The organism is uncultured Desulfobulbus sp. (assembly GCF_963662935.2).
Taxonomy (GTDB): Bacteria; Desulfobacterota; Desulfobulbia; order Desulfobulbales; family Desulfobulbaceae; genus Desulfobulbus.
Genome location: NZ_CAXXTL010000003.1, coordinates 98,762 through 122,153 on the forward strand (window position 1 = coordinate 98,762; position 23,392 = coordinate 122,153).

Here is a 23,392-nt window from a genome sequence, read left to right on the forward strand (position 1 = left end):
TGGTTGTGTCGCTGCGGCCCTGGCTCTCGCCTTGCAGCCGTGGCTTGTGGTTGTCCAAAAAAAACAAAAGGAGGAGTACAATGAAAAAAATGTTGATGTGCGGCGCGTTACTGCTGTGTTGCTGCACTGCCGGGTATGTCGGTTTTGCAACTGCTGCCGACAAGGGTCCGGCGGAAATGACCCTGCAGGCGACTGTTGATCCCGCCAGCACGCCCAAGCCCGCTCAGTTTCCGCATGCCGCCCACCAGGGACGCTTGGAGTGCGGCACCTGCCACCATGGTAAGGGCGCAGACGGCAAGCAAGTCGCCTATACCGAAGGGCAGAAAATCGAAAAATGCGAGACCTGTCACAACAGCAAGGCCGGCATGCCCGAGAAGGTCAACACCTTCAAGAATGCAGCCCATGCCTTGTGTAAAGAGTGTCACACCAAGAACAAGCCGGAACTGGCCAAATGCACCGTCTGTCATAAAAAATAAACGCTAGCGGACCCTGTTTTTCCGATGTCGGCGGGTTGTCTTTAATCGGACACCCCGCCGATTTTTTGCAGCTCGGCTCCCTGCTACCCCAGCCGCCGGAAGGCCGAGGCTTTAATGGCTGCCACCACCTCTCCGCCCTCGATCAATTCCAGCTCCCGCATCGCTTCGGGCACGATCTGGGCGATCAACTGCCGCGAACCGCATTGCAGTTCGACCCGCACCCGGTTGCCGGCGGTGAAAATTTTCCGGACCGTGCAAGGCAGCAGGTTTCTGGCGCTTGTGGCCTCAGGGTGCCGCTTGAACAGAAGTATTTCCCGCGCATCCAACTCGACAATATTTTCCTCATTCTCGCCCTCATCGGTGAGCACCAGCCGGACACTCCCCCATTGATAGGACCAAAGATCGCCCTGGGGCACAGGCCGTCCCAAGCGCAGGAGATTGACGTAACCCTGCCTGGAAGCGGCCCAGGTCGATTGGGCCAGTTCCTCGGTCCCCATTTCCCGCAGCACCCTCCCCTCCTCGACCACCAGAACCTGCTCGGTCATCAGCCGCATCTCCAAGAGCGAATGACTGATAAACAGCAGGGGAATATCAAACCCGGCAAACACCTTGTTGAGGTAGGGGATAATCTGAAATTTGAGCTCCTCGTCCAAACCAGTGAGCGGTTCATCCATGAGAATCAACCGGGGGCAGGTCAAAACCGTGCGGGCTAGGGCGACCCGCTGACGTTCACCGCCGGAAAGCAGATTCACTCCCCGGTCAAGCAGGTGGGCGAGGTTGAGCACCTCGATAATCGCTTCCGGCTGAATATGACGCTCCTGTTCCGGCGTGCGCCGCCAGCCATAGAGCAGGTTACGCCGTACACTCAGGTGGGGAAAGAGGTGCGCATGCTGGAAGACCACGCCTACCCTGCGCTTCTCCGGCGGCAGATTGACCCCGGCCGCACTGTCATAAAGCACGGCTTCGTCCAGGCGAATGTGGCCGCTGTCTGGCTTGAGTAACCCCGACAGCAGATGCATCAAGGTCGACTTGCCGCTGCCCGAGGGGCCAAACAGTCCGACACGTTGACCGGTGAGGCTGAATTCGGCGGCAAACTGAAAATATCCCTGTTTTTTCCGTACTGAAACGTCGAGTTGCATGACTATTTCCTCTCCAGGCTTTTGCTAGCGGCACCGCTGGCTAGCAGCACGACAAAGGAGAGCAGGATCGACACCAGGCAGAGTGAAAGCGCCATCCGGTCGCCGCCCGGCGAGCTGGTGTATTCGTAAATGGCCAGGGGGATAGTTTGGGTGACGCCGGGAATGTTGCCGGCCAGGATGATGGTAGCGCCGAATTCGCCCAGGCTGCGGGCAAACATCAGGGTCATGCCGGCCAAGACTGCCCGGCTCGACAAGGGCAGCGTTATGGTGAAAAAGGCGTCCCAGGCGCTGGCCCCCAGTGTCCGGGCCGCCTTAGAGGAGGAGGTGTCAATCGATTCCATGCCCAGCCGGACCGAACGCACCAGAAGAGGAAAGCCAACCACCGCCGAGGCGATGATCGCCCCAGTGAGGGTAAAGATGATTTGGATGTCAAAACGGATCAACCAGGCACCGATCCAGCCGTGGCGGCCGAAAAGTACCAGCAGCAGATAGCCGATGACCACCGGCGGCAGGACCAGGGGCAGATTGACAAAACCCTCAATAATGGCCTTGCCGGGAAGGCGGGAGTAGACCAGCAGATAGGCGACGCCAATACCCAAGGGAGTAGCCAGCAAGGTGGCGACACAGGCCACCTTGAAGGAAAGAAAAATCGCATCGAGATCCGAGGGTTGCAGGAAAAACATGGCGTCGCCTGTGGGGGGCTTATTACCGTATCATTTCGCGGCGCTGAAACCGAATTTGCCAAAGACCTTTCGACCCTCCGGCCCAACGAGAAAGTCATAAAAGGCTTTCGCTTCACTATTTTGAGCACCGGCGACGGTCAGGACGATGGGATAGGTGACCGGGGTATACAGCTCTTGGTCCACCTCAAAGAGAATGACCGCCTGGGTGGCCATTAGCGCGTCGGATTTATAGACAAAGGCGCCGTCGGTTTCACCCCGATCGGCATAGGTCAGCGCCTGGCGTACATCCTTGGCCATGACCAGTTTCTTTCCTTCATCCAACTGTTGGTAGATGCCAGCCTTTTCCATGGCCTGGACCGCATACTCACCTGCCGGCACGCTCTTGGGGCTGCCGATGGCGACCTGCTTAAGACCGGTGATATCCACCAGTTGGGTCACCGCTGGATTTTTCATGCCGACAAACACCAGGGTATTGGCGGCAAGAATTTTTTCCGTAGCTGGATCAATCTGTTTTTCGTCGCGGAGATAGTCCATCCATTTCTGATTGGCGGAGATGAACAGATCAGCGGGGGCACCCTCGACAATCTGTTTGGCCAGGGTTCCGGATGGCCCGTAATTGGCGACGATCGGGGCATGTTGCCCCGAGGCCCCGAACTGAGCGGCCAATTCCTTCATGGCGTCGGTCATGCTGGCCGGGACCGAGATTCTGATTACCTCCGCAGCCTGGGTAGAGGAAAGAGCCAGCAGCAGACTGGCGGCGATAAGTACAAGAAAAGTTCTGATTGTTTTCATTTGGTTGCTCCTGTGAATTGACACAAAACACTCGGGAAATCTGCATCCGGGGGTGCTGATTTTTGACGGTAGGATTGTCTCCCAACCCTTCTATCCTATGGCGGCAGAACTTCAGTGACCGTGAACATGGTCGTGAGCCCTCTCCAGGTTCAACCTCGAGAACCTTTTTTTGTTTAAAAGGGTACTTGGTGTTCATGATTGCATATCGTGCACCTAATGGAAAACAATCCTCAACAATTACAGCAAATAACCACGTAACTCATTTATATAATGCAACTTTTAAAATGAACGACACTTCTTCCTGCCCCAAAGCCCCGAGCTAACCGGCCTCCCCTTGTTGTTCATTTGTGTCACGAAGTCTTCATTTTTGTGACAATGTCTCGAAAACTGTCTCTTTGAACAACCACCTGTCATCAGGTACTCCAGTTGATGAACCTGCCCCATGACCTTCAGCCGACCACTCCGTTATACTAAAAAAAAAATAACGTTTTGCAAGAAAAAATGTCCCGGAGACACCTTTCTTCGCTCCAGGCCGCATGAATCCGGCCACGCAGTGGTATACGAGAACGCCTACCAGGCTTGGAAAGCCTATACTTTTAGATTCTCTTAGGGTAGGATGCTGCCCGAAGAAACTTCGGCGCCAGCGCGATCGTTCCCCACTTACATACCCTTTCCCAGACAACCTCGGATGAACACCTCTTTGCTCCTGTCGCACCCTAGTAAAACTGCCGTTAAGACAACCCTGCTGTACCTGAGCCTCTCTCTTTTATGGATCTGGTTTTCAGACCAAACCATCCTCGTGCTCTTCGAAGATGCCCAAACTGCCACCCTTGCCCAAACCTTCAAGGGATGGTTTTTTGTTACAGTGACCTCACTGTTTCTCTTTCTCCTGTTCCGCCGGGAAATGGCACGTTTTGAGCGAGCCCAGGCGACCCTGCAGGCAAATGAGCACTACCTCGGCAGCATTTTCCGGGCCGCGCCTGTCGGGATCGGGGTGGTCAGCAACCGCATCCTCCTGACGGTCAACGACCGCCTTTGCACCATGACCGGATACGCTCGAGAGGAGCTCATTGGCCGCGATGCCCGCTTGCTCTATCCCAGCGACACTGACTACGAGACCGTCGGGACCGAGAAATACCACCAGATCAGCACGCAAGGAACGGGCGCGGTTGAAACGCGCTGGCAACACAAAGACGGCAACATTCTCCATGTCCTCCTCTGCTCCACCCCTATCTATTCCGAGGACCTAGCCGCAGGCGTCACTTTCACGGCCTTTGACATGACCGCAGCGAATCAGGCAGAGATTGCAGTGCGGCAAAACGAGGAACGATATCGTGCCCTGATCGAACTGGCGGTCGACGGCATCCTCCTAGGCACCCATGAAGGAATCATCACCGAAGGGAATAGCTCCATGTGCGCCATGCTCGGCATGGAACGCAGCGATTTTACTGGCAAGCACATCAGCGAGCTGCCCTTTACCCGAGAAAGCATGGCTGCGGCCCCTTTTCGTTTTGACCTGCTGCAACAGGGAAAAATTGTCATCAGCGAGCGGGCACTGCGACGTCCGGACGGCTCAGAGATCGCCTTTGAGATCCGCACCAAAATGATGCCCGACGGTTCGTACCAGTCGATTTATCGGGACATCACCGTACGCAAACGAACGGAACAGGCCCTGCGGGAAAGCGAAGAAAAATTTACCCTGGCCTTTACCGCAAGCCCGGACGCCGTTAACATCAATCGCCTTGAAGATGGCATGTATGTGGAGATCAACAAGGGCTTTACCGATCTGACCGGCTTTACCCGCGAGGATGTCGCCGGAAAAACCACGCTTGAACTTAACCTCTGGCACAATCCCGCCGACAGGCAGCGAATGGTCGAGGCCCTGCAGCTGCGCGGCTACTGCGAAAATCTCGAGGCCGTATTCCGCCGCAAGGACGGCAGCCTTGGAACGGGCCTGTTGTCGGCGCGGTCGCTTCTGCTAGACAATGTCCCCCACCTCATTTCGATCACGCGCGATATCACCCAGCGTAAACAGGCGGAGGCCGACCTGGAACGGCTCAAGGTGGCCATCGAACATGCCGGCGAGGTCATTGTCATCACCGATGCCCTGGGCAACATCCAGTACGCCAACCCGGCCTTCACCCGAGTGACCGGTTATACCATCAAGGAAGTCTTCAACCAGAACCCGCGCTTCCTCAAAAGCGGCGAGCACGACGAGGCCTTCTACGAAGAATTGTGGGAGACCATAACCAGCGGCCGAACCTGGGCCGGTCGCGTGGTGAACAAGAAAAAAGACGGCACTCTCTATACCGAGGAGGCTACCATCTCACCGGTTTTTGACGACCAGGGCGCCATTGTCAATTTTGTCGCCATCAAACGGGACATCACCGCCCAGCTCAAACTGGAGGCCCAGTACCTGCAAGCCCAAAAAATGGAATCGGTCGGCCGCCTGACCGGCGGGGTGGCGCACGATTTCAACAACATTTTGGCCGTCATCATCGGTTATGCCGAGATGGCTCTGGAAAAGACGGCTCCCGGCCAAAAGGTGCATGCCGACCTGGAAAAAATCCACGAAGCCGCCCTGCGTTCCGCCGACATCATCCGGCAACTGCTCGCCTTTTCCCGTAAGCAAACCATTGCTCCCAAAATCATCGACCTGAACCAGATGGTTGCGGGAATGCTGAAGATGCTGCAACGGCTGATCGGCGAGGATGTCGCCCTGATCTGGTCACCCGGTCCCGATCTGCCGCCGATCAAGATGGATCCGGCCCAGATCGACCAGATCCTGGCCAACCTCTGCGTCAATGCCCGCGATGCCATCAAAGGCTCCGGCACGATCACCATCAAAACCGGCCGCGCCCTCCTGGATGCGCCCTTTTGCACGGAAAACCCTGGAATCAATCCCGGAGAGTATGTCGTTCTTTCGGTCGCCGACAACGGTTGCGGCATGGATGCGGAGGTGCTCGAAAACATCTTTGAGCCTTTTTTCACCACCAAGGGGATACTGGGCACCGGACTCGGGCTGTCCACCGTCTACGGCATTGTCAAACAAAACGATGGCTATCTCGAGGCTGAGAGCGAGCCAGGCAAGGGCACGACCTTTATAATCTCCCTGCCGGTTCCCGCACTTGCTGCACTCTGGCGCCGGGAAGAACACTTCGAACCGCCCCAGCCTGGAAAGGGGGAGACCATTCTCCTGGTCGAGGACGATCCGGGAATTCTGCACCTTGGCCAGGTCATGCTGGAAAATCTGGGCTACCGTACGCTGACGGCCTCTTCCCCCGAGGAGGCTCTCCTCCAGGTCGAACAACTCGCCGGCCGGATTGATCTCCTCATCACCGACGTGATCATGCCGGGGATGAACGGCAAGGAATTGGCCGATCGGCTGGCTACCCTGCAGCCTGGATTGAATATCCTCTACATGTCGGGGTATACCGCCGATGTGATCGCCCATCACGGCGTGCTGGACGAAGGCGTCAATTTTCTGCAGAAACCCTTTTCCATTAAAGGCTTGTCGGACACGATCAGGATGGTTCTGGAAGGGTGAGCAAGTCCCCTGCGGCGGCTTTGGCCTCCCGTTAAAGATCGCCCAATTTGCCCCCCCGAGTCCACAGATTGTTTCTCTTGCACATCCCTTACTCCGCTGGGGAGCAAGGTTTGCAAGAGAAACAATCTTCCTCATCACGCTGGCACGATGGCCACATTCCACCCTGAAAAGGGGGCGGGGGCATCTTGGCCGCTGACCAACAGCTCATCAAATAAACGTCTACCGGCTCCTCATATACAGCATAAAACGAGAGAAGAGAGGAAAGGAACTGGTCAGAGCACGCGACTTCTCCCCCAATATTGCCTGCGGCCGAGCGGGGACATGGGACAGCGCGGTACAGAACTGGAGTTGGCTAGCCGCCAGCCGAAATTCTTCTATATTCCGAAGTGGCAAGGGACTCAGCGATGCCACCAGAGACGGCATTGAACAGGCCGGCAAATCATGCCGCTGCCAGCCGCCGGGAAGGGTCATGAAAAAATGAAGGCCGCCACGGCGGACCCTGTTCCCCATGACCACATTCTGGGCAATGGTTGCCGCGCAAATCTGCGGACGCGAAAAGTCGATGATGGTCGCTGTTTCCGAAATGAGTTGATGCAGGTTGCAATCAATGAAGTCCTTCCCTCTGGGTAGGAGGTTAATGACCAAATCCACTTCTTTAAGCTGCACACCTGCTGCCATTGCATTCGTCAGTTTGACATCCCCGGCCCTGGTATAGCGCACATCAACCATCGACATCCGGTAGCCATCACCACGAAGATACTGTTCCAACTGTTCTCCCAATTCACCGCCACCGAGAATAGCTACTGAAACCTGCCAGGGTGGCTTCTTTGCATGCACGACCAGATGATTGACCGCCTTCTGGATACTGAAAATGTTCCCAAAGGTACTGCTGTAAAAGGGCGGCTCCATGGGGATACCGTGACGTTTCTCAAAGATCGACCCGAGTTGCCCGGCCAACCCTATTGCCCCGGCTCCTGAGAGCTTCTGAATCCAGAGCATGCGCCGGAGAATACACTCAACCGTAGCCCGCTCTTTCCTGCGCATCAACTCCAAAGCTTGGTTGGGAATCACCAGATATATGCCTATGGGCCGCCATCCATCCATGATCAGGCCGGCAGGGGTAGGGCGACCAGACAAGAAATTTCGCAACCATTGAATGTCAGGGCAAAAATCAAGGCATTCGGAACTGTCTGTGGGATAGAGGAGAAACAAGGTCTTAAACATGCCGCTCCGGCCGGCAATCCAGATCAGCAGCCAGATCGGCCATCGAAGGAAAAAAGCGCACACCAGAAAAATAAGCTGTCGCAGACACTTGTTCATCATTTTCTCCTTTTTCACGTTTTTGACGGGAATGAATGTGTTGGGCGGGTGGGATGAAACTGCCAATGAGCTCTTTTTTTATCGGCAATTCGAGAGGGAATGAATAGATGCTTGGAGGAGTTTGCTGTCTTTCTTTGCCTTGTGAAAAGGCTGATAGGCCAAAAAAAAGGCCGTGCTGTCATTCGACAACACGGCCTCAAGAGAGAAAAAAAATCATGTACTCTAACCGGTTAGCTCCCTATGGAGTGTCGTGGCCATCTCTTCCAGGGTATACGGTTTTTTGATATACCCGCGCACCCCCATCTCAAGCGCTTTTTCCATCCTCTCGGTTTCCGAATAGCCGCTGACGATCAGAACCTTCTGGTCAGGCCGGATAGCAGCAATACCCTGATAGGTATCCAAACCATCCATTCCCGGCTCCATGATCATATCGAGAAGGACGAGATCAAAAGATTTACTTCGCAGCAGGTCTATGGCTTTTTCACCACTGGCAACGGTCTCTACTTTGTATCCCAGGGTAGTCAGAATGGTGTTGCCCAGCAATCGCTGTTCCGAATCATCATCGACGAGCAGCACGGCCTCCCCATTGCCCGGCTTGATAGTTTGCGGCCAGAACTTGACTGGGGACGATTGGTCGCCATTCTCCTGGAGGGCAGGAAGAAAGACGGAAATGGTCGTCCCGTTTCCGGGATAACTTTTCACATCCAGATATCCGCCATGATCCTTGACCGTACCCCAGACCACCGTCATCCCAAGCCCAGTCCCGCTGCGCCCCATCACCTTGCTCGAGTAAAACGGTTCAAAAATCATATTCAGTTTTTCCTGGGGAATCCCCACCCCATTATCGCTGATGGTCAGGACCACATACTTTCCAGGAACGGTGGTCTCATACCCCTTGATGGCCGTATCGACATACCTGTTTTCAGTTTTCACCAAAACCGTCCCCGCTTGCTCTATCGCCTCAAAGCTATTGACCAGGAGGTTCATGAGCGCCTTTTCCAGATGCACCGGCGATCCCGACAGGCTGAGCAGATCAGGAGCAAGACGGACTTCCACCACTACATTGGGATAATTTTTCTGCAGCGTTATAAACTCAGGACTCTGGAGATGATCCCCGACAATATCATTGAGCTGCACCCTCTCCCGGATAAGGATCTCCCGGCGCGCTAAGGTCAACAGATCCTGGACTATGACCGCGGCCCGTTTTCCGGCACGGCGTATGTTTTGGAGCGGGCCACGCATCTCGCTTTCAGGGGGTAAGGTGAGAAGAAGCAGGTCGGGATAACTGACTATACCGGACAGCACATTGTTGAGGTCATGCGCCACGCCACCGGCTAACCGGCCGAGCAATTCCATTTTTTCGGCCCGCAGCAGTTCTGATTCTAACCGCAAACGTTCTTGTTGCGCCCATTCCCGTTCTTCAATTTCAACCCTCAACTGCTTGTTGGCTGCCTCCAATTCCTCAGTCCTGAGCGTAACCCTCAGCTCAAGCTGGCTCCTGGCCTCTTCCAGTTCCGCCTCTTTCTTCTGCAATTTCTCTATGGTTCCAGCCAAGAGTTGCTGTCTGTCCAGTAAGGCATCCCGGGATTCGGAGCGGCTTTTTTCCACCAGAAAAGCCAAAATACACACAACCAGGTAGGAAGGAATAAACCGAAGCGCAAAATCTCGGCTGTACACATTTATGCTCTCTGACGATACATCAATGACTAGAAACCCGGCACAAAAGCAGAAAAGAAAGCAGGTTGTCCTTATGCCTTGCCGCACTCCAAGCAGATAAAGAGAAAATAGAGGAAAGGTGTAGAGCCACATGAATGCAGTGGCATGGACGCCGCCAATAAAAAAAAGGTAACAGAAAAAAATGAGTAAAATGACGACACCGCAAAGGGAAACAAGAGGTTCATTCCCGGTCCGGTAAAGATATATAAAGAGGGCAAAAAAAAGGAGGGCCATGACAAAATCAGCACTCCCGAGAAGCAGGGCCTTTTGAGCGAGGGCAATGCCTCCCATAAGCAAGAGCAGTGAAAAACCAAGAACAAGAAAAATATTTAATACAATAATTTTTCTTAAGGTTTCACTCTTCTCACTTTCGAGAATTCTCGTGTTGAGAGACGAACGCGTCAGCATCTTAAATATTTCCCAGCCAGGTCCTTGCATGTTCAATCAACCTATCGCCCAATGGTTATGCATGGTTGTAAGGTCAGCAGGCAGGAGCGGAAAGCATGACCGGAAAAAACACACAGCAGTAAGGTAGCGTGGCCGGTCATGGTACTGCTGACCTCTGCAATGGGTTTCGGACACGATCAGGATGAAGTAGCATGACCAAACCCCTTTGATGGACGCTAGAGTTCGTATTGGATGCGCCGGTACTGGATTGCCTCGGCCACATGGGTGATGTTTGGCAAGTCGGATCCAGCAAGGTCGGCGATGGTGAGGGCGATTTTGAGGATGCGGTGGTACGCCCGCGCCGACAGCCCCAGGCGGGTGATGGATTGGTTAAGCAGATCGGCCGAGGCGGAATCGAGACGGCAGAATTTCTTCACCTCCTTGGCGCTCATCTGGGTATTGCAGTAGAGCTTGGCAGCACCTGAAAACCGCTGCCGCTGGCGAGCACGTGCCCGGTTGACCCGCTCACGGATGGCGGCGGAGGTCTCACCGGAGGGCTGGCCGATCAGTTCTTTGACCTGCACCGCCGGCACCTCAATATGCATATCGATGCGGTCGAGCAGGGGTCCGGAGAGACGGCTGCGATAGCGCTGCACCTGAAGCGGGCTGCAGGTGCAGGGGCGGATGCGGTCACCCAAAAACCCGCAAGGACATGGATTCATGGCGGCCACCAGCATAAAACGGGCCGGGAAGTTGAGGCTGCTCGCAGCTCTGGCGATGGTCACCGTGCCGTCCTCCAGGGGTTGACGCAGGACCTCCAAGACGTGTTTTTTGAATTCCGGCAGCTCATCAAGGAAGAGCACCCCATTATGGGCCAGCGACACCTCGCCGGGACGCGGCATCTGGCCGCCACCTATCAGTCCAGCATCTGAGACTGTATGATGGGGCGAGCGGAAGGGACGGGTCACCAGGAGCGGCGTCTTTTCCGGCAGGAGTCCGGCGGTGGAAAAGACCTTGGTGGTCTCGATGGCCTCTTCCAGGGTCAAATCAGGGAGAATAGTCGGCAAACGCCGGGCCATCATCGTTTTACCGGTGCCTGGAATGCCGCTGAGCAGTAAATTATGCCCACCGGCGGCGGCAATCTCCATGGCCCGTTTGGCATATTCCTGGCCCTTGACGTCGGCAAAATCAACCGGATAGTGGTCGTGCCGGGCAAACAGCTCGGCCGGATCAATGGCCAAGGGGATGAGCTCGATCCTGCCGGCGAGAAACTCCACCGCCTGATCGAGCCGCTCGATCCCGTACACCGAAAGCCCCTGGACAATGGCAGCCTCGGCCGCATTGGCCACTGGAACGAGAAAACGGCTGATCCCTTCCTGCCGGGCAGCCAGAGCCATGGGTAGCACACCGGGCACTGGCCGCACCGAGCCATCGAGCGAGAGCTCGCCGGTAATGGCGGTTTGTTCGAGTTGGTTGCTTTGGAGGATACCAGCCGCCGCCAAAATACCCAGGGCAATGGGCAGGTCGTAGCCAGTCCCCTCTTTCTTCACCGCCGCCGGCGCCAGATTGACCGTGATCCTCCGCTGCGGAAATTCATATCCTGAATTCTTGATGGCGGCCCGGACCCGGTCCTTGGCCTCGCGCACCGCTCCTTCGGCTAACCCCACGGTTGAGAATGAGGGCAGCCCTTGAGCCAGATCTACCTCCACCTGAACGGGAAGCCCATCGACCCCGGACACCGAGCAGCTGATCACTTTGGCCAGCATTGCTCCTCCTCATACAAGGCCTGCATGGTCGGCGCATAGTCGCCGTTTTTGCGTTCGTAGATGTACAGGGGAGCCAGAATCTCGATCTGCTCACCGCCGTTTTTCACGGCCTCGACCAGCACCAGACGGGCACTCTCGGCACAGGGGTAGGAATAAACCGGTTGCAGTCTTTTTGGGGTCAATCGCTGTTCGTGCAGGGCGGCAAGCAGGGTGTTGCTGCGTCGGGCTGGATAGACGAAAACCACCTTGCCCCGATTTTTAACGGCAAAGGCGGCGGCGCGGACAAAATCTACGATTTCACCACTCAGTTCATGACGGGCAAGGGCCGCCTGATCGCCTTGGTTGATCCGTCCGCTGTCCTTTTTACGGTAGGGCGGATTGCAGATCACCAAATCAAAGGATTCCGGGGCCAGCAGCCTGGCGATGGCCCGAACATCGCCGCGAATGACCTGAAAACGATCGGCAAAGCCATTGAGTCTGCCGTTTTCCTCGGCCAAAGCAGCCAAATCTTCCTGCATCTCCAGGCTGCTGACCACAACCCGCGGTTGACGGTGGGCCAGAATAAGGCCGATCACCCCGCAGCCGCAGCCGAGATCCAGCACCCGCTGCCCTGGCTTGGGAACGGCGAAGTGAGCTGCCAGCACTGCATCCACCGAAAAACGGTAGCCATCCCGGTGTTGCCGGCAGATCAGCTCCCCAGAAAACAGGGTGTCGTCGGTCAGATCTACAATGGGTTGCTGTAGTTCCGGCAAAGAGTGGCTCCGCCTTAAAGAAGAGAGGGAAGATGCGATGAGCTGGCAAAGCGGCAGCTTTCCTGCTACTGTTGTCCGCATTCGGCAAGGAGCTGGACAACGTGATGAATCTGTTTACCATTTTAGCATAACGGTGCGCAAGCCGCTTTTCGCCGGACCGCACCCCGACGCCTTCGGGGCGACACCCGACTCACCAACAAGGAGTAACGATGGATATTTTCATTCGAACCCATTTTTCCGGCGGCCACCATCTCCGCGCTTATCCCGGCAACTGCGAGAATCCCCACGGCCATAACTGGAAGGTCAAGGTGACCGTGCGGGCGGTGCAACTCGATCATCTCGGCATGGGCATTGATTTCAAACAACTGAAAACAACCGTGAATGCCGTGATCGACGAACTCGATCACCACGACCTCAACGAACATCCGGCTTTTCACACCATCAACCCCTCGTCCGAACACATCGCTATGTTCCTCTTTCGCAGCTTGAAAGAGCCGCTGCACACTGAGCGGTACAGCCTGTACAGCGTCGAAGTACGGGAAACCGATTCCAGCGGCGTGGTCTATTTCGGTGACTGAGCCGCTGCGGGTCTCGGAACTCTTTTACTCGATCCAGGGCGAATCGACCCGGGCCGGCCTGCCCTGTCTGTTCATCCGGCTGGCAGGCTGCAATCTGCGCTGCACCTACTGCGACGCCCGCTACACCTGGGAGGAAACGGGTACCCCGATGGAAGCGGCCGAGATCCTTGCCTGGGTCGACGAGTATCCAGAAGTCATGGTCGAGATCACGGGGGGGGAGCCTCTGACGCAGGCCGGCCTCTTCCCGTTGATACAGGCCCTGATCGATGCTGGCCGGCCGGTGCTGCTGGAAACCAACGGCAGTCTGCCGCTTTGTGGTGTGCCGGAGGGCGTCGGCATTATCATGGACATCAAATGCCCGGATTCAGGCATGGCCGCCCACAATCTCCCGGACAATTGCGTCCTGCTGAGAGAACGGAGTCGACGGGGCTGCCGGGATGAGATCAAATTCGTCCTCAGTTCCGAGGCGGATTTTCACTGGGCGCGGGAAATGGTGGAACGGGAACAACTCACCAGTTCGGTTCCAATCCTGTTTTCGCCAGTCCACCCTCGACTCGCCCCCGCCGTCCTGGCGCAGCTGCTGCTGGACCACCGGTTGCAGGTCCGCCTGCAACTCCAGCTCCACACCCTGCTCTGGCCGGACCGGACCAGGGGAGTCTAAATTTTTCAAAAAAAGACTTTCAGCCCGGCCTGCTTCGTCCTATAGTCCCTGAACCATACCATTTTAAAAACTCTTTTCTCTTCTCACACCCCGAAAGGATGCCTGTATGCCCTCTTTGGACGCCACCCGCATAGGAATCATCGGCCTTGGTTATGTCGGCTTACCGTTGGCCGTAGAATTCAGCAAAAAGAAACCGACCGTCGGCTTTGATCTCAAGGCGGGCCGGATCGAGGAACTCCGTAGGCATATCGATGTCACCCGCGAGGTCACCACCGAGGAACTGTGCCAGGCGGGCAATCTGCATTTCACGTCCGACATCGAAGAGTTGCGTCCCTGCACTGTCTATATTATTGCCGTCCCGACCCCTATTGATACCAACAAACGGCCGGACTTCATCCCGCTGATCAGGGCTTCGGAAACCGTGGCCAAGGTGCTGAAAAAAGACGATGTGGTGATTTATGAGTCCACGGTCTATCCCGGTGCCACCGAGGAAGTCTGTGTGCCGATCCTGGAACGCGACTCAGGCTTGACCTTCAACCGTGATTTTTTCGCCGGCTATAGCCCAGAGCGGATCAATCCCGGCGACCATGAGCACCGGTTGCCGACCATCATGAAGGTGACCTCCGGTTCAACTCCGGAGATCGCTGATTTTGTCGATGCTCTCTACGGCTTGGTGATCACTGCCGGCACCTTCAAAGCCAGTTCGATCCGGGTGGCCGAGGCGGCCAAGGTGATTGAAAACACTCAACGCGACGTCAACATTGCCCTGATCAACGAACTGGCCCTGATTTTCAACCGATTGGGAATCAATACCCTGGAGGTGCTGAAAGCAGCCGGCACCAAGTGGAATTTCTTGCCCTTTCGCCCCGGCCTAGTCGGTGGCCACTGCATCGGTGTTGACCCCTATTACCTGACCCACAAAGCCCAAGAGGTCGGCTACCATCCAGAGATGATCCTTGCTGGGCGCCGCCTCAACGACGACATGGGCCGCTACATCGCCTCGGAAACGGTCAAACTGATGCTGAAACGACGCATCCATGTGGCCGATGCCCATATCCTCATCCTCGGCCTCACCTTCAAGGAAAACTGTCCGGACCTGCGCAACACCCGGGTGATCGATATTATCGCGGAACTCAACACCTTCGGCGCCAAAGTCGAGGTGTACGATCCTTGGATCGACCAGAAAGAGGCCCACCGCCTCTACGGCGTCACCATGGTCGATCAATTGCCGAAAAACCGCTATGACGCTGTCATCCTGGCCGTGGCCCACCGGGAATTTACCGAGCTGACAGTCGAGGATCTGCACAGAATGTGCAAACCCGCCGCCGTGATCTATGATGTCAAAAACATCCTGCCCCCGGAGGCGGTCGACGGCTGCCTCTAAACGTGCCTAGTCGCGCTCCACCATCGCATAAAGTTTCATCCTTGAAATCCACTGCGAGGACATCGGCTACCAACTCCTGGCGGTGGATACTTTTACAAATTGCAAATCGCAGAAGGAAATGACATTGAAACCATTAAGAACGCTTTTCTTGTCAATTTCATTATTATTTCTTTTAGTTACCAATAATCCAGCGAATGCAGAAGCGATTACGGGAACCATCGATTCCGTAATCGAAGGTGATTCAATCACCATCATAAGCAAGGGTAAAGAAGTTGAAATCCGCTTATTTGGCATCGATACCCCTGAAAAAACGCAAACTTTTGGTCAAAGTGCTAAGAATTTTACTGGGGCAATGGCTTCCAAAGGAGAGCTTCGTGTAGAACCAATAACTAAAGATCAGTATGGCAAAACCGTGGCTCTAGTTTTTGTGAATGGGGTCAACTTGAACGAACAAATAGTGAGCCAAGGTTTTGGATGGGTATATCGTCAATACTGTAAGGAGAGTTTTTGTGCCGACTGGTTGAAACTTGAATCAAATGCAAAAGCTTCACAGAAAGGATTGTGGGCAGATGCAAATCCAACCCCACCATGGGAATATCGAAAAAATCAGCGGAGTGGTGGTGAAGGCAATGACCTTAAATTGGTGGCTATTCCATCAGCCAGTGTCAAAATCGTACCCAATGGGCCAGTTGCGTATCATGGAAACACAAAAGACCGTGTTTTCCATAGTGCCGCCTGTAAGGATTTTAATTGCCCTACCTGTAAGGTCAATTTCCGATCAATATCGGAAGCTCTTGACGCTGGTTATAGGCCACATCGCGAATGCATAACAAAATAGACGGATGAATGCCGCCAAGTTGATTCAAGATTAATCCGCTCTCAAGGTTTTTTGGAAAAAAGCCGGGAACAAAAAAAGGGTAGCCGCCTCAACGGCAACCACCCGATTCTGTTCATAAAAAATGGCGGAGAAGGTGAGATTCGAACTCACGGTACTCTCGTACACACGCGTTCCAGGCGTGCACCTTAAACCACTCGGTCACCTCTCCGTGATGCATTTGTTCACGGTACTGATCGTTTGCTCTCGCATCCGACGTGGATGCCTTTTCTATCCTGAGTCCACCTTTTTTACAACAGAAAACTAACGCCGGTTCCGAAAAAAGTCCCGCAAGAGTCGGCTGCATTCCTCGGCACAAATCCCGCCAGTGACTGCAAAACTGTGGTTGAGCTGGCCATCACTACCGATCCGGTATTTCGAGACAACAGCTCCGCCTTTTGGGTCGACGGCACCAAAGACCAATTTCCCTATCCGGGCGTGAACCAGCAGAGTTGCGCACATGGGGCAAGGTTCCAAGGTCACGTAGACGGTGACACCTGGCAGCCGATAGTTTTCAACAGTGCGGGCCGCCTGGCGCAAGGCCCTCATTTCAGCATGGCCGGCGGGGTCGGAAGCATTGATACAATTATTGCCCGCCTCGGCCAGGACCGTCCCATCGACATCGACCACCACCGCCCCCACCGGCACCTCACCCATAGCGGCGGCCAGCCTAGCCTGGACAAGAGCTCGTTCCATCATCCGGCAATCCGTTGCCGGTTGTCCACAGTCCTCAGATGTTAGCTTCATGATTTCTCTCTGCATAAGCGACAAAAGTTCCGATTGCTTTTCCGGGGAGGAGGTTTATAATTACGAAAAAGACATTGAAAAAACAAAATCGAAACCAGCAACAGGTACATGGGCCATGAATGAGAAAAAAGCCGCAGTTCTCGCGTATAAATGTCCCCCGGAAAGCAGGCTGAGTATCGAAACGGCTTTGGAGGCGAATTTCGATCTCACCTTTCAAAATGACCCTCTCTCCTTCCAAACCGAGGTCAGCAAAAAGCCCTACGACATTATCTTCATGAATTTCCAGCCCGAAAATGGCAAAAAATTCAAGCTTCTGGAAAAAATTCAGGAACAGTCGCCGTTTACTCCCGTCATTATCACCTGCGAATCGGAAGATTGCGTCCACTTCGACAAGAAGCTGGAACCAATCATCTACGATATCCTCAACCTGCCCCTCTCCCCAGGTCGGGTCAAACGAACGGTGCGTCAGGCCCTTTACAAGCGGCAACAGGAGAATGAACTGGCCTATCTCCGCCGCACCCAGGATATCGTCTACAGCTTTGACCGGATCATTGCCGAAAGTGAGAGTTTCAAGGCCGTCATTAAAAGTTTAAAAAAATTCGCTTCCACCGACGCCACCATCCTGATCACCGGCAACACCGGCACGGGCAAGAGTTTCCTCTCCGGAACGGTCCATCACAATTCACCCCGCCACGACCGGCCCTTCATCAAGATCAACTGCGCCAACATCCCGGAGACCCTGCTGGAATCCGAACTCTTCGGCCATGAAAAAGGATCGTTCACCGGCGCCGACAAACAACGGATCGGTCGCTTCGAACAGGCCGACGGCGGCACCATCTTTCTCGACGAAATCGGTGAAATTCCGCTGGAAATCCAATCCAAGCTCCTGCGGGTGCTGGAAGACAAATCCTTCGAACGGGTAGGAGGCAACAAAACCATCAAGGTGGATGTGCGGCTCATTGCCGCCACCAACAAAGATCTGCCTGAACTAATCGCCGCCGGCAAATTCCGCGAGGATCTCTTTTACCGGATTAGTGTCCTGCCGGTCCACCTGCCAGCGCTCAAGGACCGCGCCCGCTGCCTGGCACCCATGGCGATGAAACTCCTGGAAAAATCGACCGCTTCGTTAAACAAAGGCAACATCACCGGCTTCACCCCTGAAGTTTTGGCTATGATCCAGGGATATGACTGGCCCGGCAATATCAGGCAACTCGGCAACACCATCGAGCGAGCGGTCATTCTTGAGGAAGAAGATCGGATTGGCCTGGCTTCGATGCATATCCCGGAACTGGGGCGAACCATGGCGCCGCTGATCCAGGTCACTGAACACCTGGAGGTCCATGAGCGGGAACTGATCCTCAAAGCCCTGTCTGAAAATCTCTGGGTGCAAAAGGATGCGGCCCAATGTCTGGGCATTAGTCCCCGCGCCTTGAATTACAAAATCAAAAAATTCGGCATCACCCACCAGAACTGGCGGAAGCACAAGAAAGAGTAGACACCTCACGGTTCAATGCAGGTGACCGCCGGTGCTCGACATGGTCAGGTTGCCGTTCTTGACTCCGCGCAGGGCAATCAACTTTTCAGCCAACTCGCGCACCTGGAAGGCCCTGCCCTTGACAATCGTCACTTCCAGGCAGTTATGATGATCCATGTGCACATGGGTAGTTGAAGTGATCTGGTGGTGGTACTCGTGCTGCAACTCGGTGATCTTCTCCTGAAGCTGTGGCTGATGATGATTGTACACCAGGGTCACCACCCCCACCACCTCGCTGTCCTGTTCCCACTCCTCATTCACCAACACCTTCCTGATCAGGTCGCGAACCGCCTCGGAGCGGTTGGAATAGCCCCGGTGTCCGATATAATCGTCAAACTGGGTGAGAAGCTTTTCGTCCATTGAAACGGAAAATCGTATAAGCATGGCGATCAGATTCCTTTTTCCAAATCCTTGAGTTTTTCGACCAGGGCGCGTGCCTCGGCCCGCAATTTTTCCGGGACACTGGTATCCTTTGAGGCCCGGTTGAGATACTGCTGGGCGATCTTGATTTTCCCCTGGTAGAGGTTGAACTTACCCAAATAAAAGACACTGACCCCTTCCCTGCCCCGGTTCGATTCGATTTGACCCAGATCAAAGTAGAGCTGCGGATACTCGGGCATGACCGTCGCCACCCGCTGCAGCAATTGCTCCGCCCTTGGATTGTTGCCGCGCATCAATTCCATCTTGGCCAATTGATACACGCCATACATATCGTTCGGGTCGCGTTTGACTGCCTGTTCCAGAATTGGCCGAGCCTCCTCGTAACGTCCTCCCTGCACCAGCAGAACAGCTCGGTCAATCTCGAGAATATCCTTGCGCGGATACTGCTCCCTTACAGTGGCCAAGTGCCGGAATGCCTGGTCATAGTTGCGATCCTCAGCCTCGACCAGCGCCAGACCGTAATGGGCCAGGATCCGCTGTTCGACCTCCGTGGCCGAGGCCAGGGTATTGGCACAGTGGGTTCGCAGCTTGTCGAGGTCAGAGGCCTGCAGCAGCACCCGGTATTTGAAGCGGAGAAAATCAAAATTATCGGTCTTCACATATGTTTTTCCGGCTTTTTGCTTTTCCAGTTCCAGCAGCGACTGGACATAGCCCAACCGGGCCTCGGGATTGGGATGGGTCAACAGATATTGGGGCACTTCACTGCCCATGCGGTACCGGGTGATGCGCCGCATGGTTCGGAGCATCGCCTCCATGGCCTCAGGATCGCGCTGCATCTGCTGCATCCAGCCATAAGAAAGACGGTCCGCCTGCTCTTCGTCTTCGCGGCTGTATTGCAGATTGATGGTCTGACCGGCGGCCATCGATCCGGTCAATAAACCCTGGGAGAGTCCGGGGACCCCCAGAGCCAGACCAGCAACGCCGAGCAGTAGGGAGAGGGCGCTGACCTTGGCGCTCTTCTCAAGCCGCTGAGCAATGTGACGGCTGACCACATGGCCGATCTCATGGGCAAGGACGCTAAGCAGCTGATCCTCGGTATTCATAGTCTCGATCAGACCACTGAAGAAAAAAACCAGGCCGGCTGGGGCGGCAAAGGCGTTGAACTGATTGCTCTTGACCACAAAAAAACGGTATTCAAAATATTGTGGCCCAATGGTTCCCAGAACTTTCCTTCCCAAGGTGTTGATATACTGACTGATATCAGGGTCCTCAAGAACAGGAAGCTCCTTGCGGATCGAAAAGAGCAACTGATCACCGATCTTCCGTTCCTCACCGATGCTCAAAGCGAACGCCTGCAGCGGCAGAGTTACATAAACAAAAAGGGTGAAAAGAGCGATGAGGCGAAGGATATTTTTTTTCCTGTTTTTCATAGGGCGGCATCGGGTTATTGGTGTGGAACTGCCGGATTTCGGACAGTTCTCATCAAAGTAACGCGTTCCTTGGGTTGCTGCAACTCTGAGGGGGTCTTTTTTCTTACCGCTGCCGGTTCAAACTCTGGTTCATGCGGTCAATAACCAGCGAGCAGGGAAAGGTGAGGAGAAATTAGAGAGCGGAAGACAGTGGACAGACCAGCCACAGACAGCAGACTAACCATCAGAACAGATATTAGGAGACTGAATGACTTTCTCATCCTCGCCTAATTCAGGAAAGATTATTCCGCCTGAAAAGTGCGGAAAAATGCATCGAAATGCCGCTTGGAGGGGAAAAGTCTTTCGCCGGAATGCAACGCAACGTATTCCGGAACCAAACATCGCCGTCCCAGAGCACATCCGCCTCTGCCAGAACCTTTTCAGGTTCAACGCCCATCAGACAATGGCCCATGCGCTCGCAATCATTCCGGCATCAACCTCGCCTTCACCATTAAAACCGGAATCCCAGCAACGACTCCCAACAAATCGGCAGAGTCCAGGGCCTGACCGGCAAACGACAATACCACCGGCGGCTGAAAGAGATGTTCCCGCCTGGCGGCGAAGTCGTGCAAGGCCTTGCCGGAAATGCAAATTCCTTGGATCAGGAGGTCCCGGACCCGGTCGGCGGCAATACTGTTGAACAGTTTCAGCGTGATAAAGCCGGAAGCGGACGGATTGGTTGCCACCTTGGCGGCGGGCTGACTCCGCAGGGAACCATGCAGTCCCTGACGCCGGAATATCGCCCCAGCAAGCCCCGGCATGGCGGCGGAAAGGGCCAGGGTGGAGCCGGCGGCCAAGGATCGGTCCAGACTATCGGCAGCAATCCCATCGATAAAAATCGTCTGCACAGTCTTCTCGATGTACTCCGAGGTAAAACCGGGAAGGGCGAGCAGGAACGGCAGGATGGCGACCGGCTGGTCAACGGCATAAAGAATGCCATGTTGAAGCAGGGAAGCAAAACCAGCCACCGCCTCTTCAGGCAGCGCCAGGGTCAGTTGGGGAGGTGGTTCAGTCTTCATGGGGAGGTGATAGTTCGTGAGAAGTAATCAGTTTCTTATTCTCACATTCCTACCACAAGAGGATGCGCAGGGGAACCGAATAGGGAGCGTTTCTCATGGGAGCAGTGAAAAACACGCAGCAAAAAATCGACCTGTTTTTCTTCGTCGACATGCCGGACAGTATGACCCAGCCCAGCCCTTATCCGTGTCCTTTTGACCCATCTCGTTATAACCTTCTCTTTTACAGGGATATTTTTTCCAATCTCCGCCATTCTCCCACGCTCAAGGTTCCTTTCACCGCATCTTGAGACACATTGACTCAAGGCGTCGCGATGCATGCTTCTCTTCTCTCGGCTCCATCTCCAGGACTCTTTTGCCCCATCGCACGATTTCCGAGGACATTCTGACCTGCTCAGTCTTCCTATGGTCGTTTTCTGTCGATTTAAGGAAGTATCGTCCCGACGAAACCAGCAGTAACATCATGAAAATATGCGATTTATTCATGGCACACCGCTTGCTAAACCAAGGTAGCGCATATTTGGATCCAAAGAGAGGCAGGAACTTTTGCAGGACAAAAAAGAACTCCCCCCCAAATTTAGAAAAGGATGGTGTCATTATGGCAGTTCGTGAACAAGTCTACGGTTATTTCATTCCCAGCGTTACCCTCATCGGAATTGGTGCTTCCAAGCAGATCCCGGACAAAATCAAGGCCCTGGGCGGCTCCAAACCGCTGATCGTCACCGACAAGGGCATCACCGGCGCGGGCATCACCAAGCAGATCACCGATCTGCTTGACGCCGCCAAGATGAAATATGTGGTCTATGATGAAACAATCCCTAACCCCACCGACAAGAACGTCCACGCTGGCGTCGACGTTTACAAGAAAGAGAAATGCGACTCCCTCATCACCCTGGGCGGCGGTTCCTCCCACGACTGCGGTAAGGGCGTTGGTCTGGTGATTGCCAACGGCGGCAAGATCCACGACTATGAAGGCGTCGACAAATCCTCCAAGCCCATGCCGCCTTACTTGGCGGTCAACACCACTGCGGGTACCGCTTCCGAGATGACCCGTTTCTGCATCATCACCGACACCTCCCGGCACGTGAAGATGGCCATTGTTGACTGGCGCGTCACTCCGGGCATTGCCGTGGACGATCCGATCCTGATGATGGGCATGCCGCCGGCACTGACCGCCGCCACCGGTATGGACGCCCTCACCCACGCCGTTGAGGCCTACGTGTCGACCATCGCCAACCCGATGACCGACTCCGCCGCCGAGAAAGCCATTGAATTGATTGCCAAGTACCTGCGCCCGGCCGTGGCCAACGGCCAGGACATTGAGGCCCGCGAAGGCATGTGTTTTGCTCAGTACCTGGCCGGCATGGCCTTCAACAACGCCAGCCTCGGACATGTGCACGCCATGGCCCATCAGCTGGGCGGCTTTTATGATCTGCCGCACGGTGAGTGTAATGCCATCCTCTTGCCGCATGTCGAGAAGTTCAACCTGATCGCCAAGATGGACCGCTTTATCAAGATCGCCCAGTTGATGGGTGAGGTCACCACCGGCCTGGCCCCCCGCGATGCCGCTGAGCTGGCCCTGGTGGCGATCAAGAAGCTGTCCGCCGATATCGGTATCCCCGGTGGTTTGATCGAGTTGGGCAAGCGGTATGGCAAGGATGTCAAGGCATCCGACATCGATACCATGGTCGCCAATGCTCAGAAGGACGCCTGCGGCCTGACCAATCCGCGCTGTCCCAAGGATGTGGATGTCAAAGCCATCTACACTGCCGCTCTGTGATGGAAGGACGTTGAATACCCCGGTGCAGCCTGCCCCTGTTTTCCCTGACTTGGCCTGTGCGGGCTGCACCGGTTTTGCACACTCTTCACTGGAACCAGTTACGCTGTGGTTGGCGTTGCGGGACGCGAGGCTGCGTCCCGCATTTCACGTTCCCCCTGGAAAGGAGAGGCAGGGTCTTTCACTCCTTGTGACCCTGCTCCTCCGATCCTGAAAACAACCAATCTCTTGGCGGCTGGAACAACCAACAGGGGACACTGCCCGCTCGACACACGAATGTGCAACGGATGTTCACCTCTGGCATGCTATCCGTTTGCTTGCATCAGTATCCGCGCATTTTCCAGAACACCCGTACTGTTAAAAATGACATCCATAAGATAGGCTGGAATCAGT

The 23,392-nt window shown here is 55.0% G+C and carries 20 protein-coding genes and 1 tRNA gene; 9 read left to right on the forward strand and 12 right to left on the reverse strand.

The window, feature by feature from the left end:
- Positions 1-80 precede the first annotated feature (80 nt).
- A complete protein-coding gene (locus tag ACHZCX_RS19250) occupies positions 81-476 on the forward strand; it encodes a cytochrome c3 family protein (RefSeq protein ID WP_319588829.1) in 396 nt (131 codons plus the stop codon).
- Between the two features lie 83 nt (positions 477-559).
- Here ACHZCX_RS19250 and modC read toward each other — a convergent pair whose 3' ends face one another.
- The 3 genes from modC to modA are packed head-to-tail and all read right to left on the reverse strand — an operon-like array spanning position 560 to position 3,090.
- The gene (modC, locus tag ACHZCX_RS19255) at positions 560-1,615 is read right to left on the reverse strand and encodes a molybdenum ABC transporter ATP-binding protein (RefSeq protein ID WP_319588830.1); all 1,056 of its coding nucleotides are present in this window, start codon (positions 1,613-1,615) and stop codon (positions 560-562) included.
- 2 nt (positions 1,616-1,617) lie between these two features.
- The gene (gene modB / locus ACHZCX_RS19260; protein ID WP_319588831.1) at positions 1,618-2,298 is read right to left on the reverse strand and encodes a molybdate ABC transporter permease subunit; all 681 of its coding nucleotides are present in this window, start codon (positions 2,296-2,298) and stop codon (positions 1,618-1,620) included.
- A 30-nt stretch (positions 2,299-2,328) separates the two neighbouring features.
- Positions 2,329-3,090 (reverse strand): molybdate ABC transporter substrate-binding protein, encoded by a 762-nt coding sequence (gene modA, locus ACHZCX_RS19265; protein ID WP_319588832.1) that lies wholly within the window; start codon positions 3,088-3,090, stop codon positions 2,329-2,331.
- Positions 3,091-3,778: 688 nt separating this feature from the next.
- Between modA and ACHZCX_RS19270 the strand changes: the two genes are divergently transcribed.
- Positions 3,779-6,637: a PAS domain S-box protein gene (locus ACHZCX_RS19270; RefSeq protein ID WP_319588833.1), complete on the forward strand. Its 2,859-nt coding sequence runs from the start codon at positions 3,779-3,781 to the stop codon at positions 6,635-6,637.
- A 219-nt stretch (positions 6,638-6,856) separates the two neighbouring features.
- On the opposite strand, the gene ACHZCX_RS19275 is transcribed toward ACHZCX_RS19270, so the two are convergent.
- From ACHZCX_RS19275 to ACHZCX_RS19290, 4 genes are all read right to left on the reverse strand, one after another.
- Positions 6,857-7,960: a hypothetical protein gene (locus tag ACHZCX_RS19275; protein WP_319588834.1), complete on the reverse strand. Its 1,104-nt coding sequence runs from the start codon at positions 7,958-7,960 to the stop codon at positions 6,857-6,859.
- Between the two features lie 219 nt (positions 7,961-8,179).
- Entirely contained in the window at positions 8,180-10,111 is a 1,932-nt protein-coding gene (locus ACHZCX_RS19280; RefSeq protein WP_324292496.1) for a response regulator, read from the reverse strand.
- Positions 10,112-10,296: 185 nt separating this feature from the next.
- On the reverse strand, positions 10,297-11,826 hold the full coding sequence (locus ACHZCX_RS19285) for a YifB family Mg chelatase-like AAA ATPase (RefSeq protein ID WP_319588836.1): 1,530 nt from the start codon (positions 11,824-11,826) through the stop codon (positions 10,297-10,299).
- Positions 11,811-12,578 carry a methyltransferase gene (locus tag ACHZCX_RS19290; protein ID WP_319588837.1) on the reverse strand — a complete coding sequence of 256 codons (768 nt, stop codon included), beginning with the start codon at positions 12,576-12,578 and terminating at the stop codon, positions 11,811-11,813. Before ACHZCX_RS19290 ends, ACHZCX_RS19285 begins: the two co-directional genes overlap by 16 nt.
- A gap of 209 nt (positions 12,579-12,787) precedes the next feature.
- Between ACHZCX_RS19290 and queD the strand changes: the two genes are divergently transcribed.
- From queD to ACHZCX_RS19310, 4 genes are all read left to right on the forward strand, one after another.
- The gene (gene queD, locus ACHZCX_RS19295) at positions 12,788-13,156 is read left to right on the forward strand and encodes a 6-carboxytetrahydropterin synthase QueD (protein ID WP_319588838.1); all 369 of its coding nucleotides are present in this window, start codon (positions 12,788-12,790) and stop codon (positions 13,154-13,156) included.
- Positions 13,149-13,817: a radical SAM protein gene (locus tag ACHZCX_RS19300; protein ID WP_319588839.1), complete on the forward strand. Its 669-nt coding sequence runs from the start codon at positions 13,149-13,151 to the stop codon at positions 13,815-13,817. The genes queD and ACHZCX_RS19300 overlap by 8 nt, the downstream gene beginning before the upstream one ends.
- Positions 13,818-13,923: 106 nt before the next feature.
- Positions 13,924-15,201 carry a Vi polysaccharide biosynthesis UDP-N-acetylglucosamine C-6 dehydrogenase TviB gene (gene tviB / locus ACHZCX_RS19305; RefSeq protein WP_319588840.1) on the forward strand — a complete coding sequence of 426 codons (1,278 nt, stop codon included), beginning with the start codon at positions 13,924-13,926 and terminating at the stop codon, positions 15,199-15,201.
- Positions 15,202-15,319: 118 nt separating this feature from the next.
- A complete protein-coding gene (locus ACHZCX_RS19310) occupies positions 15,320-16,039 on the forward strand; it encodes a thermonuclease family protein (protein WP_319588841.1) in 720 nt (239 codons plus the stop codon).
- Between the two features lie 122 nt (positions 16,040-16,161).
- On the opposite strand, the gene ACHZCX_RS19315 is transcribed toward ACHZCX_RS19310, so the two are convergent.
- A tRNA-Ser gene (locus ACHZCX_RS19315) sits at positions 16,162-16,247 on the reverse strand.
- A 92-nt stretch (positions 16,248-16,339) separates the two neighbouring features.
- The gene (tadA, locus tag ACHZCX_RS19320; protein WP_319588842.1) at positions 16,340-16,822 is read right to left on the reverse strand and encodes a tRNA adenosine(34) deaminase TadA; all 483 of its coding nucleotides are present in this window, start codon (positions 16,820-16,822) and stop codon (positions 16,340-16,342) included.
- Positions 16,823-16,937: 115 nt separating this feature from the next.
- Between tadA and ACHZCX_RS19325 the strand changes: the two genes are divergently transcribed.
- Positions 16,938-18,317, forward strand: coding sequence for a sigma-54 dependent transcriptional regulator (locus ACHZCX_RS19325; RefSeq protein WP_319588843.1), 1,380 nt, complete (start codon positions 16,938-16,940; stop codon positions 18,315-18,317).
- Positions 18,318-18,329: 12 nt separating this feature from the next.
- Here the strand turns inward: ACHZCX_RS19325 and nikR are convergent, their stop codons facing one another.
- From nikR to ACHZCX_RS19340, 3 genes are all read right to left on the reverse strand, one after another.
- The gene (gene nikR, locus ACHZCX_RS19330; RefSeq protein ID WP_394708858.1) at positions 18,330-18,746 is read right to left on the reverse strand and encodes a nickel-responsive transcriptional regulator NikR; all 417 of its coding nucleotides are present in this window, start codon (positions 18,744-18,746) and stop codon (positions 18,330-18,332) included.
- Complete coding sequence (locus ACHZCX_RS19335) at positions 18,746-20,167, reverse strand: M48 family metalloprotease (protein ID WP_319588845.1); 1,422 nt, start codon at positions 20,165-20,167, stop codon at positions 18,746-18,748. The genes nikR and ACHZCX_RS19335 overlap by 1 nt, the downstream gene beginning before the upstream one ends.
- Before the next feature lie 461 nt (positions 20,168-20,628).
- Entirely contained in the window at positions 20,629-21,225 is a 597-nt protein-coding gene (locus ACHZCX_RS19340; protein ID WP_319588846.1) for a hypothetical protein, read from the reverse strand.
- Positions 21,226-21,320: 95 nt separating this feature from the next.
- Between ACHZCX_RS19340 and ACHZCX_RS19345 the strand changes: the two genes are divergently transcribed.
- Both ACHZCX_RS19345 and ACHZCX_RS19350 read left to right on the forward strand, forming a co-directional pair.
- Positions 21,321-21,512: a hypothetical protein gene (locus tag ACHZCX_RS19345; protein ID WP_319588847.1), complete on the forward strand. Its 192-nt coding sequence runs from the start codon at positions 21,321-21,323 to the stop codon at positions 21,510-21,512.
- Between the two features lie 308 nt (positions 21,513-21,820).
- Positions 21,821-23,002: an iron-containing alcohol dehydrogenase gene (locus ACHZCX_RS19350; protein WP_319588848.1), complete on the forward strand. Its 1,182-nt coding sequence runs from the start codon at positions 21,821-21,823 to the stop codon at positions 23,000-23,002.
- Positions 23,003-23,392: the final 390 nt, after the last annotated feature.